At 71.1% G+C, this 14,977-nt stretch carries 19 protein-coding genes; 12 read left to right on the top strand and 7 right to left on the bottom strand.

Annotated features, from left to right (window positions below; all coding sequences use genetic code 11):
* The first annotated feature begins 180 nt into the window (after positions 1 to 180).
* The 5 genes from HTZ77_RS29485 to HTZ77_RS29465 all read left to right on the top strand — a co-directional run bounded on the left by HTZ77_RS29485 (position 181) and on the right by HTZ77_RS29465 (position 4,571).
* Positions 181 to 825: a TetR/AcrR family transcriptional regulator gene (locus HTZ77_RS29485; protein WP_175592946.1), complete on the top strand. Its 645-nt coding sequence runs from the start codon at positions 181 to 183 to the stop codon at positions 823 to 825.
* Positions 818 to 1,345 (top strand): hypothetical protein, encoded by a 528-nt coding sequence (locus HTZ77_RS29480; protein ID WP_175592945.1) that lies wholly within the window; start codon positions 818 to 820, stop codon positions 1,343 to 1,345. The genes HTZ77_RS29485 and HTZ77_RS29480 overlap by 8 nt, the downstream gene beginning before the upstream one ends.
* Positions 1,346 to 1,439: 94 nt before the next feature.
* Positions 1,440 to 1,721 carry a tetratricopeptide repeat protein gene (locus HTZ77_RS47715; protein WP_205303740.1) on the top strand — a complete coding sequence of 94 codons (282 nt, stop codon included), beginning with the start codon at positions 1,440 to 1,442 and terminating at the stop codon, positions 1,719 to 1,721.
* Between the two features lie 94 nt (positions 1,722 to 1,815).
* Entirely contained in the window at positions 1,816 to 2,367 is a 552-nt protein-coding gene (locus tag HTZ77_RS29470; protein ID WP_175592944.1) for a hypothetical protein, read from the top strand.
* An 89-nt stretch (positions 2,368 to 2,456) separates the two neighbouring features.
* A complete protein-coding gene (locus HTZ77_RS29465; protein WP_328808841.1) occupies positions 2,457 to 4,571 on the top strand; it encodes a TerD family protein in 2,115 nt (704 codons plus the stop codon).
* Positions 4,572 to 4,808: 237 nt separating this feature from the next.
* On the opposite strand, the gene HTZ77_RS47710 is transcribed toward HTZ77_RS29465, so the two are convergent.
* A complete protein-coding gene (locus tag HTZ77_RS47710; protein ID WP_268960142.1) occupies positions 4,809 to 4,934 on the bottom strand; it encodes a hypothetical protein in 126 nt (41 codons plus the stop codon).
* A gap of 186 nt (positions 4,935 to 5,120) precedes the next feature.
* Here HTZ77_RS47710 and HTZ77_RS29460 point away from each other — a divergent pair, with 186 nt between their 5' ends.
* Complete coding sequence (locus HTZ77_RS29460) at positions 5,121 to 5,660, top strand: RNA polymerase sigma factor (protein ID WP_175592943.1); 540 nt, start codon at positions 5,121 to 5,123, stop codon at positions 5,658 to 5,660.
* Positions 5,657 to 6,754, top strand: coding sequence for a CU044_5270 family protein (locus tag HTZ77_RS29455; RefSeq protein WP_328808845.1), 1,098 nt, complete (start codon positions 5,657 to 5,659; stop codon positions 6,752 to 6,754). The genes HTZ77_RS29460 and HTZ77_RS29455 overlap by 4 nt, the downstream gene beginning before the upstream one ends.
* Positions 6,755 to 6,799: 45 nt before the next feature.
* Here HTZ77_RS29455 and HTZ77_RS29450 read toward each other — a convergent pair whose 3' ends face one another.
* On the bottom strand, positions 6,800 to 6,958 hold the full coding sequence (locus HTZ77_RS29450; protein WP_175592942.1) for a hypothetical protein: 159 nt from the start codon (positions 6,956 to 6,958) through the stop codon (positions 6,800 to 6,802).
* Positions 6,959 to 6,975: 17 nt separating this feature from the next.
* Positions 6,976 to 7,548 (bottom strand): dihydrofolate reductase family protein, encoded by a 573-nt coding sequence (locus tag HTZ77_RS29445; RefSeq protein WP_175592941.1) that lies wholly within the window; start codon positions 7,546 to 7,548, stop codon positions 6,976 to 6,978.
* 72 nt (positions 7,549 to 7,620) lie between these two features.
* On the opposite strand from HTZ77_RS29445, the gene HTZ77_RS29440 reads away from it, so the two are divergent.
* Both HTZ77_RS29440 and HTZ77_RS29435 read left to right on the top strand, forming a co-directional pair.
* Complete coding sequence (locus HTZ77_RS29440) at positions 7,621 to 8,193, top strand: TetR/AcrR family transcriptional regulator (protein WP_328808840.1); 573 nt, start codon at positions 7,621 to 7,623, stop codon at positions 8,191 to 8,193.
* Between the two features lie 66 nt (positions 8,194 to 8,259).
* Positions 8,260 to 8,799 (top strand): NUDIX hydrolase, encoded by a 540-nt coding sequence (locus tag HTZ77_RS29435; protein ID WP_175592939.1) that lies wholly within the window; start codon positions 8,260 to 8,262, stop codon positions 8,797 to 8,799.
* Here HTZ77_RS29435 and folE read toward each other — a convergent pair.
* On the bottom strand, positions 8,764 to 9,342 hold the full coding sequence (gene folE / locus HTZ77_RS29430) for a GTP cyclohydrolase I FolE (RefSeq protein ID WP_175592938.1): 579 nt from the start codon (positions 9,340 to 9,342) through the stop codon (positions 8,764 to 8,766). The two genes, HTZ77_RS29435 and folE, sit on opposite strands and share 36 nt — an antisense overlap.
* A 104-nt stretch (positions 9,343 to 9,446) precedes the next feature.
* On the opposite strand from folE, the gene HTZ77_RS29425 reads away from it, so the two are divergent.
* A complete protein-coding gene (locus tag HTZ77_RS29425) occupies positions 9,447 to 10,142 on the top strand; it encodes a helix-turn-helix transcriptional regulator (RefSeq protein ID WP_175592937.1) in 696 nt (231 codons plus the stop codon).
* A 36-nt stretch (positions 10,143 to 10,178) separates the two neighbouring features.
* Here the strand turns inward: HTZ77_RS29425 and HTZ77_RS29420 are convergent, their stop codons facing one another.
* A complete protein-coding gene (locus tag HTZ77_RS29420) occupies positions 10,179 to 11,051 on the bottom strand; it encodes an alpha/beta hydrolase family esterase (RefSeq protein ID WP_205303737.1) in 873 nt (290 codons plus the stop codon).
* Positions 11,052 to 11,165: 114 nt separating this feature from the next.
* Between HTZ77_RS29420 and HTZ77_RS29415 the strand changes: the two genes are divergently transcribed.
* Both HTZ77_RS29415 and HTZ77_RS29410 read left to right on the top strand, forming a co-directional pair.
* A complete protein-coding gene (locus HTZ77_RS29415) occupies positions 11,166 to 11,861 on the top strand; it encodes a response regulator transcription factor (RefSeq protein ID WP_175592935.1) in 696 nt (231 codons plus the stop codon).
* 8 nt (positions 11,862 to 11,869) lie between these two features.
* Positions 11,870 to 13,336 (top strand): sensor histidine kinase, encoded by a 1,467-nt coding sequence (locus HTZ77_RS29410; protein WP_175592934.1) that lies wholly within the window; start codon positions 11,870 to 11,872, stop codon positions 13,334 to 13,336.
* On the opposite strand, the gene HTZ77_RS29405 is transcribed toward HTZ77_RS29410, so the two are convergent.
* Positions 13,289 to 14,077 (bottom strand): crotonase/enoyl-CoA hydratase family protein, encoded by a 789-nt coding sequence (locus HTZ77_RS29405; protein WP_175592933.1) that lies wholly within the window; start codon positions 14,075 to 14,077, stop codon positions 13,289 to 13,291. The two genes, HTZ77_RS29410 and HTZ77_RS29405, sit on opposite strands and share 48 nt — an antisense overlap.
* Positions 14,074 to 14,934 carry an SCO6745 family protein gene (locus HTZ77_RS29400; protein ID WP_175592932.1) on the bottom strand — a complete coding sequence of 287 codons (861 nt, stop codon included), beginning with the start codon at positions 14,932 to 14,934 and terminating at the stop codon, positions 14,074 to 14,076. The genes HTZ77_RS29405 and HTZ77_RS29400 overlap by 4 nt, the downstream gene beginning before the upstream one ends.
* Between the last annotated feature and the right edge of the window lie 43 nt (positions 14,935 to 14,977).

Below are 14,977 nucleotides of genomic sequence, written 5' to 3'. Positions count from 1 at the left end.
TTCGCTTAAGCTAGGCGATCTCGTTCTGCTTGTGCAAGGCATGGGAGGCTGGACTTCGCCATGACACGAGAGAAGCCCAGCTCACCGAACCGCGCCCGCATCTCGTCGCCGGACCGGCCGGGCTCCGCGTCCTGGTGGCTCGCGCGCGGCGAGCCGTCCACGCGCAGGCGGCGCAATCGGATGCTCTCGCTGGAGGCGATCGCCGACACCGCGCTACGCCTGCTGGACGAGCACGGCATCGAGGCGATGACCATGCGGCGACTCGCCGAGGACCTGGGGTGCAGCCAGTCCTCGCTCTATCGGCACGTCCGCAGCCGGGACGAGCTGACGATCATCGTGGCCGACCAGGCCATCCGGCTGGGGATGCAGGCACCGCCCCCGGGTCTGGACTGGCGGTCCGAGGCGGAGTGGCTCGCGCGCGGCTTCCGCGGCTTCCTCCTCGGTCATCCCTCCGTCGCCCTGCTCCTGCGCGGCACCGAGCGCCTGGGGCCGAATTCGCTGCTGGGAGTGGAGTCTGCGGTCGACCGGTTCATCGGCGCGGGCCTGAGCCCGAGACACGCGGCGGCGGCCGCAGGCGCGCTGGCCACACTGATCATCGGCTCTGTACAGTTCAACCTCTACCTCGACGCCACCGATCCCGGGGAACAGCAGGCCCGGCAAGCGCTCTACGAACGTCTCGACCCGCGGACCCACCCCCGGATGGTGCGGCATGCCGCCGACATCGCCGGGGTGGGCAGCGAGGAGGAATTCGAGTTCGGGCTGAAGATGCTCCTGGACGGCATCGCGGTCGCGGTCCGCGGGACGGCCGATCAGCTCGATGGCTGACGTGGGTCCTGAGGAAGAGGGGGAGATGGCACCATCGCGCAGACGCGTCCAGCTGAACGCCGGCGTGCTCCCGATCGTGACGGTGCTGACGACAGTCGTCCTGACAGTCGGCTTGGGGTGGGCCGCGCTGCACTTCTTCTTCGGGCCCGACGTTCGGCGCGTGGACCCGGCGGCGCTGTCGGAGTTACGCGCTGTCGGTCGGGTCGTCGGCGAGGAAGACAGCCTGGGTCACGAGTGGAGGAACTCCTACGTCGAATTCAAGCACCTCGCGGTCTACCTCGACGGCGGCGTGAAGGAAGACATCCTCGCGGAGGCCGAGCAACGGCTGAGCAGGAGTGGCTGGCAGGTAGGGCGGAGACAGCCGCGTGAGATCAATCTGCAATCGGTCACATGGCCTTCCGTCTTCGTCGGGGTGGAGCGGTTCGAAGAGGCACGCTACGTAAGCACCGAGCTGCGCGAGGCGGTTGCAGCGACAGGGCTGCCCAGGGGCAAAGTGGTGTACATGACCATCCAGGCGTGAGCAGCTGACTCACTCGCAATTGAGGCGTTCGGGCTGTCCTTTTCTCTTGAGTGGTTCGGGCAGGTGGTCGCGTGCGCGAGATCGCCGACGTAAAGTGTCGTCCACGGCGCAATATTTTCATCAGGTCGTACAGGGCGATGCCGATACAGCCGTTCCTCTCCTGGAGCAGTCCTACGCATTGGCGACGCAGGCCGGAGACCGGTACACACAAGCAGAGGCGCTCCGGCATCTGGGAATCGCGGAGCATTTCGCGGGTCATCTGGAGGCCGCGCGGGAGCGGCTGGAGGAATCGGTGCGCCTGCGCAAGAAGATCGGACTGCCGGCCGGTGTCGCGGCCGAGGAAGCGCGTACGCAGATGGCGACCGCACGACATTGAGGGGCCCGGCGTTCCTTTCATCGGTGGCGAGGTGCCGGCGGTAAGTCGCAACTTTTCGGGCAGGTCGGCACTCCAACTAGGCATGATCAAGACGATGACCGTAGCCGGGGCCCTGGTGACACTCCTCGCGGCGACCCCCGCTGCTCCGGCTGCGGCGCAGACCAAGACGATCACCTTCGGCGGCATGACCCTGACCGTCCCCGCGAGCTGGACCGTGCGTCACCTCACCGTCAGCAAGGACTGGCTGACGGTCACGACCACCAAGTGCGGCAAGAACAAGGCCGGCTGCCCGAGGTTCGACTTGGTGGGCGCCACGGTGATCAAGGGCGTGGGCGACATGAAGGGGTATCGCACCGACCGGCAGTTCGCGCCCGGAACCGGCGTGAGCCCCTGCCGCTTCAGGTCGGACACTGACCACGGTGAGCGATTCCCGTCGGACAAGCCCCTGGTGAACGGGTTCCGCCCGGTGGGCGCGCGCAAGGCCCAGTACAGGGAGTGGGCGGGGGAGTGCTACACCTTCGGGACCGAGAAGACGGTCAAGCGCTTCACCCAGCGCGAGTGGTACCTCCCCCAGGCGAAGGTCCTTGTCGTGGACGGCTGGAACAATCCGGAACTGGCCGGCGTGCTGGCTCGCGCTCGTTGGTGACGGCGCGCAGGGGCCCGCACCGTGATTGCCGCCGGGCCCCTGTACGCCGTGGCCACCGAGGGCACGTTCTTGGCCATAGGGTGCGGTTCGTGGACAATCTTGAAAGCCTCGTCATCGCCCGACGGCTGCGTGTCCCCATGGGCGACGCCCCCACCGGTTCCCAGCCGGGGTGGGGAGAGGCCGCCGCCCGCCAGCTCGACGCCGCACTGCTGAGCGTCGGCTTCACCTGCTCGGCGGCCCTGCTCAACCGACTGGCGAAGCTGCCCGGAGAGACCGTGGTCGATCTCGGCGTGCGCGTCCTGGCCGCCGTCCGCCACCTCGTCGGCGATCACGTGCAGCACAACGCCTACTTCATCGACTTCCCCCGCAACGTGCCCGACACGATGGAGTTCTGGGTCGGCCTGCTGCGGGAGGCGCTGCTCGACCCGGTCGCCGTGACGCGCCTGCGGCCGGCGACGCTCAACCTGCTCGTTCTCCCCGGCTACGGCCGTTACCAGCACACCTATGCCGACCTGCTGGCGGCGCACGCCGAGCTGGTCCCGCTGGCCGGCGACCGGGTGACCGTGCTGGAACTGGGCGCGAGCCTGGAGTCGGAGGCCCGCGAGCTCTACTTCTCGCTGGCGGGCTCGGAGGCGCCGCTGGCGGCCGAAGACCTGCGGGCGCTGCACGCGCTGGCCGCCTTCTGCGCCGACGAGCCGGAACGCATCCCGGTGCGGGAGAACCGCGCGGTCATCAACGACGTGCGCCTGGCCGCGGGCCGGCCACTGCTCGTGGACACGGTGACCGACGTGCTCCGGCTCGCCTGCGAAGCCTCCGGCGGCGATGTCACGCTGACCACCCCTACCAGGTTCCGCTCGTTCCGGCGGCCTGAGCGCCGCGCCCTTCTGCGGGCCCTGGACAGCGTCGCGTCGCCGGTCAAGCTCGCCGACGTGCCGCGTCACCGGGAGCAGTGGAAGCGGCTCGGTGAGCGGCTGCACCCGCACGAGTACCCGCAGTTCCCGCGGGCCGCGCACGTCTTCGAGGTCGCGCGGGGCGTACGCCGGGCGCGCAGCTTCGACAGCCGGGTCGAGGCGGCCCTGTCGGCCGGCCGTACCAGCGAGGCGGTGGAACTGCTGGAGAGGACGCCCGGCGCGCTGCTGCGCCGTCTCGATCACCTGCTGCGGGCCGGCGCCGACCCCGGCGGTGTGCTCGACGCCGCCGAGAAGGCCGCGGCGGCCGCCTCCGGCCGAGTCCTGCTGTCCTTGCGGGAGCACCTGCAGAACCGGCTCGCCCTGGCCCCCGGACGCGTCTTCGTCAACCGCCGCGGCCGGGCCTGGACGGCGGCCGACACCCGCGCGCGGCTGGGGGAGGAGGTCGTGACGCGGGCGGTGGCCATCCTGGACGAGGAGATCACCCGGCGCCTGCCCGCCCCGGGCGCGCTGGTCGTCGATCCCGAGGTGCTCGACGTCGCCCTGCCGCTGTCCGGCAAGCCCGTCGCGCCCGGCCTCGGCATGCTCCCGCGCGGCTCGCTGTCGAGGGTGGACGGGGACCTGCTGCGCTTCTTCGTCCACTGGCGCCAGGCGGCGCGGCGCACCGACTACGATCTGTCGGCGCTGATGCTGGACGCCTCCTACGGCAGTGCCGAGCACGTCTCGTGGACGAACTACGGCAACGACTTCGCCGAGTACTCCGGCGACCTCACCGACGCCACCGACGGCGCGAGCGAGTTCATCAACATCCGCCTGGCCCGGGCGACCCGGCCGATCATCATCCCGCAGGTCCACATCTACGCCGGTGAGGCGTTCGACGAGGCGGCGGAGGCGTTCTTCGGGTACATGACCAGGGACGCGGAGCAGGAGGGCATGCCCTTCGAGCCGCGTACCGTGCGGATGAAGTCCGACCTGCGCGGCGCGGGTCGGGTCGCGCTGCCGCTCGCCTTCCTGCGCGACGACGACGGCGCCTGGCGGGTGAAGTGGCTGCACCTCTACCTGAAGGGGGACCCCAGCTTCAACCAGGTGGAAGCCAACCGCGTCACGTCATCGCTGCTGGTGCGCTCGATCGTCGAACGCGACCACCTGCGGGTCCGGTACCTGGCCGACCTGCTGCGGAGCAAGGAGGCGACGAGCGAGCACACCACGTACATCGGCTTGCAGGCGCCGGCGGATCTGCCGGAGGGCGCGCGGGTCTACACGCCGGCGACCCTGCATGAGCTGATCCCTGCCTGATAATGTGAAGATCGCGAGGCTATGGGAGGGCTTCCTTCTCTCTTCTTTCCCAAAGAAAACGTCAGTCCTCCCGCTTTCCTCGCACTCTGGTCGGGAGGCCATTCGGCGGCTTCCTTCTCCTGGTTCGATTCCAGACAGGCCCCATGGGCCTGCAAGGTCACTCAGCCGCCGAGCCTTCCTCCCGGCCAGTCGGCTCCCGGCCAGTCGGCTCCCGGCCGGCTCCCGGCCGGGGAGCGCTCATTCGGGCAGCGTGTGGGTCACGGTCCTGGGGGCCGGGGCCTTGACCGACACCTTGCTCCCCCACCCGGAGTAGCGGGTGTCGACGGCGATCTCTGCCGCCGACGACTTCATGGATTCGGGCATCACCTCGATGAGTGAGTCGCCCCCTCCGATCGCAAGCCAGGGTTGCGACATTCTTTTCGGCTGGGGCTGCCCTGCCGCACGACGTCAGCGAGGTCTGCGCGGACAGGTCGGAATCGAGATGTAAGAAAGCCGTCCCGCGGACCACATGCTCCATGGACAACGTGCCTCCCGATCGAAGGAAACGGCTTGCCCGATCCCCACGAGCGCTTCACCACGCTCTACAATGCCTACCAGACGCGGGTGTACGGCTATGCGGTGAGCCGGGCCGGACATCAACTCGCGGAGGAAGTGGTCAGCGAGACCTTTCTCGTCGCCTGGCGACGACTCGACGACATCCCCGACCGAGCGCAGTTGCCATGGCTCTTCCGCGTCGCCCGCAACATCCTGCGTGACAACTTCCGGCAGGCCGCTCGTCGTGAGTCCCTGGAAGCCGACCTGCGGACGTGGATGGAGCAGGCCGTCGCCGACGTGGGCGAGCACGCCACGGAACGACTCACCATCCTTCGCGCGCTCGCCGCTCTTTCCGAGGACGACAAGGAGCTCCTGACGCTCACGACGTGGCATGGCCTGGCCGCCGAGGAAGCGGCCGAGGTGCTGGGTTGCACGAAGGCCACCTTCTTCGTCCGGCTGCACCGCGCGCGCCGTCGGCTGCAGTCGGCGATCGACACCGCGGGCAGCGCCCCGTCTCCCACACCCGCGATCATCCTCGGAGGGAAGCTTCGATGAGCCGCAAGCCCGACGAGATGCGACTGCTCGCCATGGCTCGTCCTGAGTCGTTGGATCGCGGATCGCGCCTTTCCGCCGAGGACGTGCTGACCAAGGCCGGCGACGAGTCGCGGACGAGACCGGATTTCAGGCCGTCACGGCCGAGACGGAACGTCATGACCGCCCTTCGCGTGGCCGCCGCCGCGATGGCCGTCACGGTCGTGACGATTCTGCTGGTGCGGAGCACGAACCCCGAACCCCCAGCGTCTCATCTCGTCTCCGCCCGTACCGTCCTTCTTGCCGCCGCGAACCGGATCGAGACCACTGGTGCGGCGACGGGCCGCTACTGGCACAGCGTCGGCCAGAGCATGGCAACGGGTGGAGAAGGACGCGGACCCGCCGGCACGACACCCAAGACGTTCACCTACCGGGCGACCTGCACGCATGAGGTCTGGATGGCCAAGTCGGAGCGGGAGCCGAGCTGGCTCCTGGTCACCGCTCAGTCAGGCGTACCGCTCAAAGCGGCCGATGAGGAGATCTGGCGGCACCAGGGCGCGTACCGGCTGGGCGCCTGTGACGGGCCCGGCGTTCCCGGCGTCGGCGGCGTGGTGCCGCGAGCGCCGTTCGCCGTGCGACTCGACGACCGGCGCGCCGCCGAGCTCTCCTATCCCCAGGTCGCATCCATCCACGTCACGACGAAGGAGGTCATGGCCTTGCCGGCGGACCCGGTGCGGATCAAGGAGGTTCTCCAGGGGTGGGCCCGGCGAGCTGGTTACCAGGCCGATGAGGAGTTTCTGTGTACCGGGGCCACCAGCCTGCTCTCCCAGCTGCCGACGACTCCTCGCGTACGCGCCGCGCTCTACCGCATGCTCGCGGGTTTCCCCGGCGTCAGGAACATCGGGACCATCACGGATCCCCTTGGACGAGTCGGGAGGGGGATCGAGCTTTCCCCGGCGAGGCGGCTCGTCATCGAGGAGTCCTCGGGCCGGCTGCTGGCCGTGCAGGAACGATCTCCCGATCACCCGGGGACGGTCACCGCGTGGACCGCTGTGACCGCGTCCGGCTGGACGAGCGCGAGCCCGAAGCTGCCCGACGCGATCGTGTCCGGCGACTGATGAGAGCGGCGGTCCCGCAAGGTGTTCGGCGCCGTGTCGGTCCGGTCAGTACCCGCCGCGGCGCGGGGCGGCGGTCGGGCGGCGGGAGGGATGGGTCCGGCCCGTGGGCCTGAGGTCGCGCGCCGGGTGCTCGTCCCGGTGCGACGACGGGGTCCGGTGGTCGGTCCTGGTCTGGGTGATCGAGGCGGGGAGTTTGATATGCATGCTTCCTCCTTGTGGTTCTAAGCCCTGGTGAGCCAGGTGACCTGGGCGCCGTTGTCGAAGGACTCGCGCCGGGTGGGGGTGAACAGGGTGGGGCGGAACCGGCCGGCGAACATGGGGATGCCCGCGCCCGCCACCACCGGGTAGCTCTTGAGGATGATCTCGTCGATCTCCGGGAGCAGGGAGGCGGCGAGCTTGCCGCCGCCGCAGAGGTAGATGTCCATGCCGGTGTCCTCGGCCTTCAGCCGCCGGACGAGCTCGATCGGGTCGCCGGTCTCCACCTGCACCGTGGGGTCGTCGATCGTCAGCGTGCTGGAGACGACGTACTGGCGCAGATGGGAGTACGGGCTGGTGGTGGGGACGTCCAGGGCCGGCTCGTAGGTGCCGCGGCCCATCACCAGCGTGTCGAAGACCTTGTTGGGCACGCCGTCGAGGCCGACGAGCTTGCGGATGTGGGTGGGGAGCGTCTCGGGATAACGCGCGTTGATCCAGGCGGACATCTGGTCGGACACCGGGTAGAAGTCGAACTCGCCCTCGGGGCCCGCGATACGGCCGTCGAGCGAGACGCCGACGTAGTAGACAAGCTTTCGCATACCGACCAGCTCCTCATGTAGTACTCTGCTTGGAGTGGTTTGAACGTAGTACTACACATGGAGTGGTGTCAAGTGCGGCGGAATCCCGAGCGGCGGCTGGCGTTGATCGACGCGGCCATCGAGGTGCTGGCCAGGGAGGGAGCGCGGGGGCTGACCTTCCGGGCCGTAGACGCGGAGGCGGCTGTGCCCCCGGGCACGGCCTCCAACTACTTCGCCAACCGCGACGACCTGTTCACCCAGGTCGGCGGACGCATCTATGAGCGGCTGCTGCCCGACGAGGCCACGATCGCCCGCAGCCGGGAAGGCGTGCAGGATCAAGCCCGCTATGCCGAGCTCATGCACGAACTGGTGGATCGGATCTCCGCCTTCAACTCCGGCTATCTGGCCCTGCTGGAGCTCCGGCTGGAGTCCACCCGCCGCCCCGAGCTGCGCGCCGTGCTGACCAAGCGCATCCGCGAGGACATCGACGCCAACATCGCCTACCACGCCGCCTCAGGTCTGCCCGGCGACTCGACCTCGGTGGTGCTCCTCTATCTCACGCTGAACTGGCTCATCGTGGAGCGGCTGACGCTGCCCGACATCTTCACCGAGCAGGAGATCCACGAGCTGGTGGACGCCGCCGTGCGAAGATCGCTGAACGCCTGACGTGCGAGGCCGCCCGGCGGTGCCGGGTGGCCGGCTGAGCGACCACGCCGAAAGGGAGAGCGAGCGATGCGGACCCGACGAGGTGCCCGGATTGTGCTGCTGGATCAGGACGATCGGATCCTGCTGATCCGGCACCGGTACGACGGCGTCATCGTCGTTCCCGGGGCTCCGGACCGGGAGTTCTTCTGGGTGCCCCCGGGCGGGGGGCTGGAGCAGGGCGAGGACTTCCTTCAGGCCGCCCGCAGGGAGCTGCTGGAGGAGACCGGGCTGACGGAGGTCGAGTGGGGGCCGTGCCTGTGGACGCTCGACGCGGACGTCCGGTGGGGCGGCGAGCCCGTGCACATGCACGAGCGGTACTTCCTCGCGCGGGCGCGCGGCACGCAGGCCGTCACCCGCGCCCGCCTGGAGGCGGGCGAACAGGAGGCGATCACTGATCACCGATGGTGGTCCTCGGCCGAGCTCGTCGCGGCCGAGACCACGGAGACTCTGCGGCCTGTGGGACTCGCGGAGCTGCTGGCCGAGGTGCTGGCCGCCCGGGGGCGCCCGTCAGGCGAGCCGCGCGCCTTGCGGTCAGGGGTTGACCAGGGAGAGGAACTCGGCCCGTGAGCGGGCGTCGTCGCGCAGCACGCCGAGCAAGGTGGACGTGATGGTCTGAGCCCCCGGGGACTGCGCGCCGCGCAGCGTCATGCACGTGTGGTCGGCTCGGACGACCACGCCGACCCCTCGGGGCCGCAGGTTCGTCTGCAGCCAATCGGCGACCTGCTTGGTGAGGCGCTCCTGGACCTGTGGCCGGCAGGAGAAGTGCTCCACGATGCGGGCGAGCTTGGACAGTCCGACGATGCGCGGTCCTGGCAGGTACCCGACGTGGGCGACGCCGGTGAACGGCAGCAGGTGGTGCTCGCACACCGACCGGAGCGGGATGTCACGGACCAGGACCAGCTCGTCGTACTCCTCGTCGTTGGGAAAGGTGGTCAGCTCGAAGGGACGTGGCGAGAAGAGCTCGGCGTAGGCGCGCGCCATCCGCCCGGGGGTCCCGCGCAGGCTTTCGTTGTCCAGGTGGATGCCCAGGGCTTCGAGGAACTGGCCGGCCGCCAGCTCGGCCGCGGCCAGGTCGACGCCTCCCGTGGAAACGGTCGATCCGTTGAGCATGTCGGCCTCCCCTTCCAATTTCACTAATAACTCTTAGCTTTATCACGCCGAGGCGCACGAGGAGAAGGGGTTTCCCCGTGGAAGACGAGTGTTATCGTGAACAGGTGACGGACGACGCGGTGCGCGCCGTGGCGGCGCTCGACGACGAGCTGCGACGCCGCATGCACGCCTTCATCCGGCAGTCGCCTGCTCCGGTGACCCGCGACGAGGCCGCGCGGAGCGTCGGCATCTCCCGCAAGCTGGCGGCCTTCCACCTCGACAAGCTGGTCGAGGTGGGCCTGCTCAAGGCCACGTACGCCCAACCGGACGGCATCCGCAGGGTCGGCCGCGCCCCGAAGCTGTACCAGCCGACCGACCTGCACGTTCAGGTCAGCATCCCGCCGCGCGAACACGGCCTGCTCGCCGAGATCCTGCTGGAGGCGGTACGGCACCAGCGGCCGGACGAGAGCGGGCCGCAGGCCGCCGTACGCGTCGCGGCCGACCGCGGGCACGCCCTCGGGAAGGCGGAGCACGACCGGCTCAAGCCCGGCCGGCTCGGCACCGAACGCGCCCTCACCTACATCGCCCACATGCTGGAGGACCACGGCTTCGAGCCGGCCCGGGTCGCGCCGACCCGCCTCCGGCTCGACAACTGCCCCTTCCACCCCCTCGCGGCCAAGGACCCCGACCTGGTGTGCGGCATCAACCACGCCTTCCTCGCCGCCTACTGCGAAGGACTCAGGGCGACCACCGTGGAAGCAACACTGGCCCCCCGGCCGGGCGCCTGCTGCGTCGAGCTCGGCTCAAGACCGCCGGAATAGGGTGACGGGCCTGGCCGGCCGATCTCGCGCCCTGCCTCAGCGCTTGGCGTGGGCGGCGAAGAAGTCCCAGATGACCGCGGTGGCGTCGAGGGCCTTGGACGGGGGATCGGCCCGCTCGCGGACGACCTGCCCGCCGGGCCACTGGTGTCCGGCGCCTTCGACAGTGATCAGAGTGACGGCGCGGCCCCGCGCGCAGCGGGCCGCTTCGGTGGTGACCGGTCCTGACCTCGTGACAGTGGGGCGGCCGCAGTGGTCGACGGCCCGCCAGCCGGCGACGACCTCCGGCACCGGCGGCCCGTCGATCTCGGCGATCCCGGTGCCCGCGGCGCCGTCGAAGCGGACGGTCTCGTCGGCCAGGCCGTGGATGTGGATGACCGACAGCGGCGCCGGTGCGGGGCAGTCGCCGAGCCGGGTCGTGGCCACCGGGCCGACGGCGGCGAAGATCCTGGTGTCGCAGGCCAGCCGGTAGGCCATCATGCCGCCGTTGGAGATGCCGGTGGCGTACACCCGCCCGGAGTCGATCCCCAGCCGGTGGCCGACGTCGGCGATCATCCGGGTGATGAAGGCGACGTCGTCCACCTGCTCCCTGCCCGGCCTGCCGCAGCAGCCGTCGCCGACGTCCCACGCCGCCGGACCGTCGGGGTAGGCGACGGCGAAGCGCCGCCGGTCCGCCTCGGCGTCCCAGCCGTACGACCTCTCCGCCTGCCTCGCCGAGCCGAAGCCGCCGTGCATCATCACCACCAGCGGCGCCTTCGCCGGGAGCGACGCGGGCCGGTGGAGCCGGTAGCTCCGCTGCCGCCCGTCAACGGTGATCGTGTGGACGGTGGTCCTGCCGGTGGCCGCCGCGTTCGCCGCGACGCCGCTCCCGGCTGCGTACGCCGTGGCCAGAACGGCGAGTAACACCGCCACACTTGTGCGGATCCTCCACATGCGCGAATCTCTTTTCCCTCGGTGAACGACCTCCGGCAGTGAACAGAACCTCTCTGGCAAATTCGTGAGACCGCTGATCCCCAAGGAGCACCGATGACCGCGCCCCGGATACTCGCCGTCGACGACGACGCGGCGATCCTCCGCTCCCTGCGCCGCGGCCTGCGGCTGGAGGGCTTCGACGTGACGACCGCCGCATCCGGACGGCAGGCCCTCGACCTGGTCGACGGCGCGCCTCCGGACGCGGTCGTGCTCGACGTGTCGATGCCCGGCCTGTCGGGGATCGAGGTGTGCTCGCGGCTGCGCGGCCACGGCTCGGAGGTGCCGGTGCTGATGCTCTCCGCCATGGACGAGGTCGCCGACCGGGTGGCCGGGCTGGCCGCGGGCGCGGACGACTACGTGGTCAAGCCGTTCGCGCTGGAGGAGCTGGTTCTGCGGCTGCGCGCGCTGCTGCGCAGGGCCGGTCGCGCTCCCGGCACGACGATCCGGGTGGGTCCGCTGACGGTCGCCCCGGCCACTCGCGGGGTCACCCTCGACGGCCGCGCGGTCGACCTGACGCGGCGCGAGTTCGACCTTCTGGAGACCCTCGCGCGCAACGCCGGCATCGTGCTGTCCCGGCAGGTGCTGCTGGAACGGGTCTGGGGCTACGACTTCGAGGTGACCGGCAACGCCGTCGACACCTTCGTCGGCTACCTGCGTCGCAAGCTCGAAGCCGGCGGCGAGCCCCGGATGGTGCACACGGTCCGCGGGGTCGGGTTCGTGCTGCGGGCCATGCTCCCCTCGGAACTGTGAGCCATGCGATGAGGCTGTCCACCCGGTTCGCCGTCTGTTTCGCCGTGCTCGTCCCGTTGCTGGTCCTGCTGTCCGGGCTGTTCGTGCTGCGGCTGATGTCCGAGGACCTGTACGCGGAGCGCGACAGGCAGCTGACGGCGCGGCTGCACGCGCTGACGCCGATGGCCTCCCTGTACGCGGCGCGGACCGATCCGGGGATGACGCCCGGTGTCTTCAAGCAGCGGCTGGCCGCGGCGGCCACCGGCGGCGGTCCGGGCGGCGTGTATCTGGAGGTCTCCGGGACCGAGCCGCTCGCCGCAGGAGACCTGCCCCGCGGGCCGTACCCGGCAGGCGCGGACGGGCCCGCCGATCTCGTCCGGGACGGGCGGCGGTGGCGGTTCGTGCAGGCGGACCTCGGGCCGGGCGGACGGGCCCGGCTGTGGCTGTTCGAGCCGGCGGCGCACGTGAACGCGCAACGCCGGCAGCTCGCCCGGCGCGTGGTGCTGTCCACGCTCGTCGCGGCCGGAGTGGGCGTGGCGGCGGGCCTGGCTCTCGGGCGGCTGGCCGTACGGCCGGTGGCGGTGCTGCACCGGCAGGCGCGGGCGATCGACCGGCCGTCGCGCACGGCGACCCGGCTGGCCACCACCTCGCGAGCCGTCGAGGTGGACGAGCTGGCCGGGCTGGTCAACGAGCTGCTGGACCGGCGCGACGCGGCGGTGGCGCGCACGGGCGAGGCGCTGGAGACGGCGCGCGCCTTCGCCGCCTCGGCCGCGCACGAGCTGCGCACCCCGCTGACCAGCATGGGCGCCAACCTGAGCCTGCTGGACCACCCGGGCCTCGATCCGGCGGAGCGGGCGGAAGTCGTCGCGGACCTGAACGCCGAACACGCCCGGATCCTGCGGCTGATCACCATGCTGAGCGGGCTGGCCCGTGGCGAGCTGCTCGACCGGGCGACCTTCGTCGAGGTCGACCTGGCCGAGATCGTCAGCACGGCTGTCGAGGACACCCGCCGCCGCCATCCGCACGCCACGATCTCCGCCTCGGTCCCGGACGGCCTGCCCGTGCGCGGACGGGCGGAAGGGCTGCGGGTGATCGTGGACAACCTGCTGGACAACGCCGCGATCCACGGCGCCGGTGACCAGGGCCGGGCCCTGATCACCGTGGAGCTGTCCGCGCAGGGCGACGACGCCGTCCTGTCCGTACGGGACGCCGGCCCCGGCATCCCGCCCGCCGACCGCGAGACGGTCTTCGCCCGCTTCCACCGGCGCACCGGGAGTCCCGGCTCCGGGCTCGGTCTCACTCTCGTCCGCCAGCAGGTGACGCTGCACGGCGGCGGCGTCGTGGTGGCCGAGCAGGACGCCGGCACGCGGATCGACGTGCGGCTGCCGGTCTCCGGCGGCCTGCCGCGGCGCCCCGATCCCGGCTCCTGGCTCGGCCGGCGGTACGGCTCAGCGCCCGCGATCGGGGCGCCTGTCGCGGGCGAGGAAGCGCCGTAGGCCGGAGGCGACACCCTCCGTGGGCACGGTCACCGCGAACCAGGACGCCTCGACGGCGAGCCCCTCGTCGATCGGCACGTTGACACCGCGGGTCACCGCGGCCAGGCATGCCGTCACGGCCGAGGCGGGGTGGCGGACGACGCGCGCCGCCAGGTCGTGCGCCGCGTCGAGGAGGTCGTCCGCCGGGACCACCCTGTTCACCAGACCGAGGTCCATGGCGCGCCCCGCGTCGATGGGATCGCCGGTGAGGATCATCTCCAGCGCGCGCTTGCGGCCTATGAGCCGGGGCAGCCGCTGCGAACCCCCGAACGGGGGCGGGAAGCCGAGTGTGATCTCCGGCTTGGCGAAGGTGGCGTGGTCGGCCGCGACGGCGAGCGGCGCCGCTTCGGTGATCTCGCAGCCGCCGCCGTAGGCCAGGCCGTTGACGGCGACGACGACGGGTTTGGGGAAGGTCTCGATCCGGCGGGTGAGTCCCTGCCCCCTCCGGACGACGTCCCGCAGAGCCCGGTCGACGCCGCCCGCGATGCTCTCGGCGAGATCGCCGATGTCGGCGCCCGCGCTGAAGGCGCGCCGCCCGGCGCCCGTGAGGATGACGGCCCGGACACCCTCGTCGGTCTCCACCCGGTCGAGCGCGGCCATCAAGGCGTCGATGGTGGCGTAGTCCAGAGCGTTGTGCTTGGCCGGGCGGTCGATGGTGATCGTGGTGACGGCATCCTGGTGCGAGCACCTGATGGTGGTCATGGGCGGGGGGCTCCGATCGGGTTGGGGACCGGGATGACGTTCGTGTCGACGAGGTGGCGGCTGATCGGCGCGGCCAGCCGGATCGCCTCCTCGACGCCGGTCTCGCCGAGCGTGGCGACCGGGTCGGCGGCGAGCCGGTCGGTGGCGTTCTCGATCTCGCGCCGCAGCACCCCGCCGGTCCTGGTGAGCCGGGAGTCCCGGTCGAGCAGGCCACGGGCCACCAGCCTGCGTCGCGCCTCCTCCCACTCGGCGTCGGTCCAGCCGCGGCTCCGCTGGATGAGCTCCCTGGAGACGTTGCCGGTGGCCACATGGGTGAGGGACGCTTCGAGCCCGGAGAGCCCGCCATGCACCACGGCGATGACATGACCGTCGCCGCGATGCTCGCGCAGGATCGTGGTGGCGAGCCAGAGCCGTCCGGCCACGTCGGCCGGGCGGGACACCCGGGACCAGGCGGCGGCCAGCGCGCGTCCCTCGTAGGCGCACCCTTCGGCCGCCCGTTCGAGGAGGCCGACGAGGCGTAGCAGGGTGTCGGGCCCGACGGGCGGGAGGACGCGGTCGAGGGCCGCCCGCACCGCGGCGAGACGGCTGTCGAGCACCTTCTCCGGGCCGGCGCGCTCCCACGCCTCGGGCAGCGCGCGGGCCACCTTCGCCGGCGCGAACGCGAAGAACAGGGCGGCCGCGGCGGCCTCGTCGACCGGCCCCACCGGGGCGACCCGGCCCGCGAAGTAGCCCATCCACCAGCCGGTGAGTCCGATCGCCGTGGCCGCTTCCGCCGGTTCGACGGTGAAGTAGGCGACGGCGTGGATGGGCTCGATCGCCTCCCAGAACCGCCGGGCCAGCGTGGGGCTCGGATCCATGATGTCTCCCCGGGTCGTGAACGCCGACGGCAAGCATGTCCGT

Origin of the sequence: Nonomuraea montanisoli (assembly GCF_013363975.1) — a bacterium.
In the GTDB taxonomy this organism is placed as follows: Bacteria; Actinomycetota; Actinomycetes; order Streptosporangiales; family Streptosporangiaceae; genus Nonomuraea; species Nonomuraea montanisoli.
Note: the sequence above shows the minus strand (reverse complement) of the source record. Positions and strands in the feature narration are given on the sequence as shown.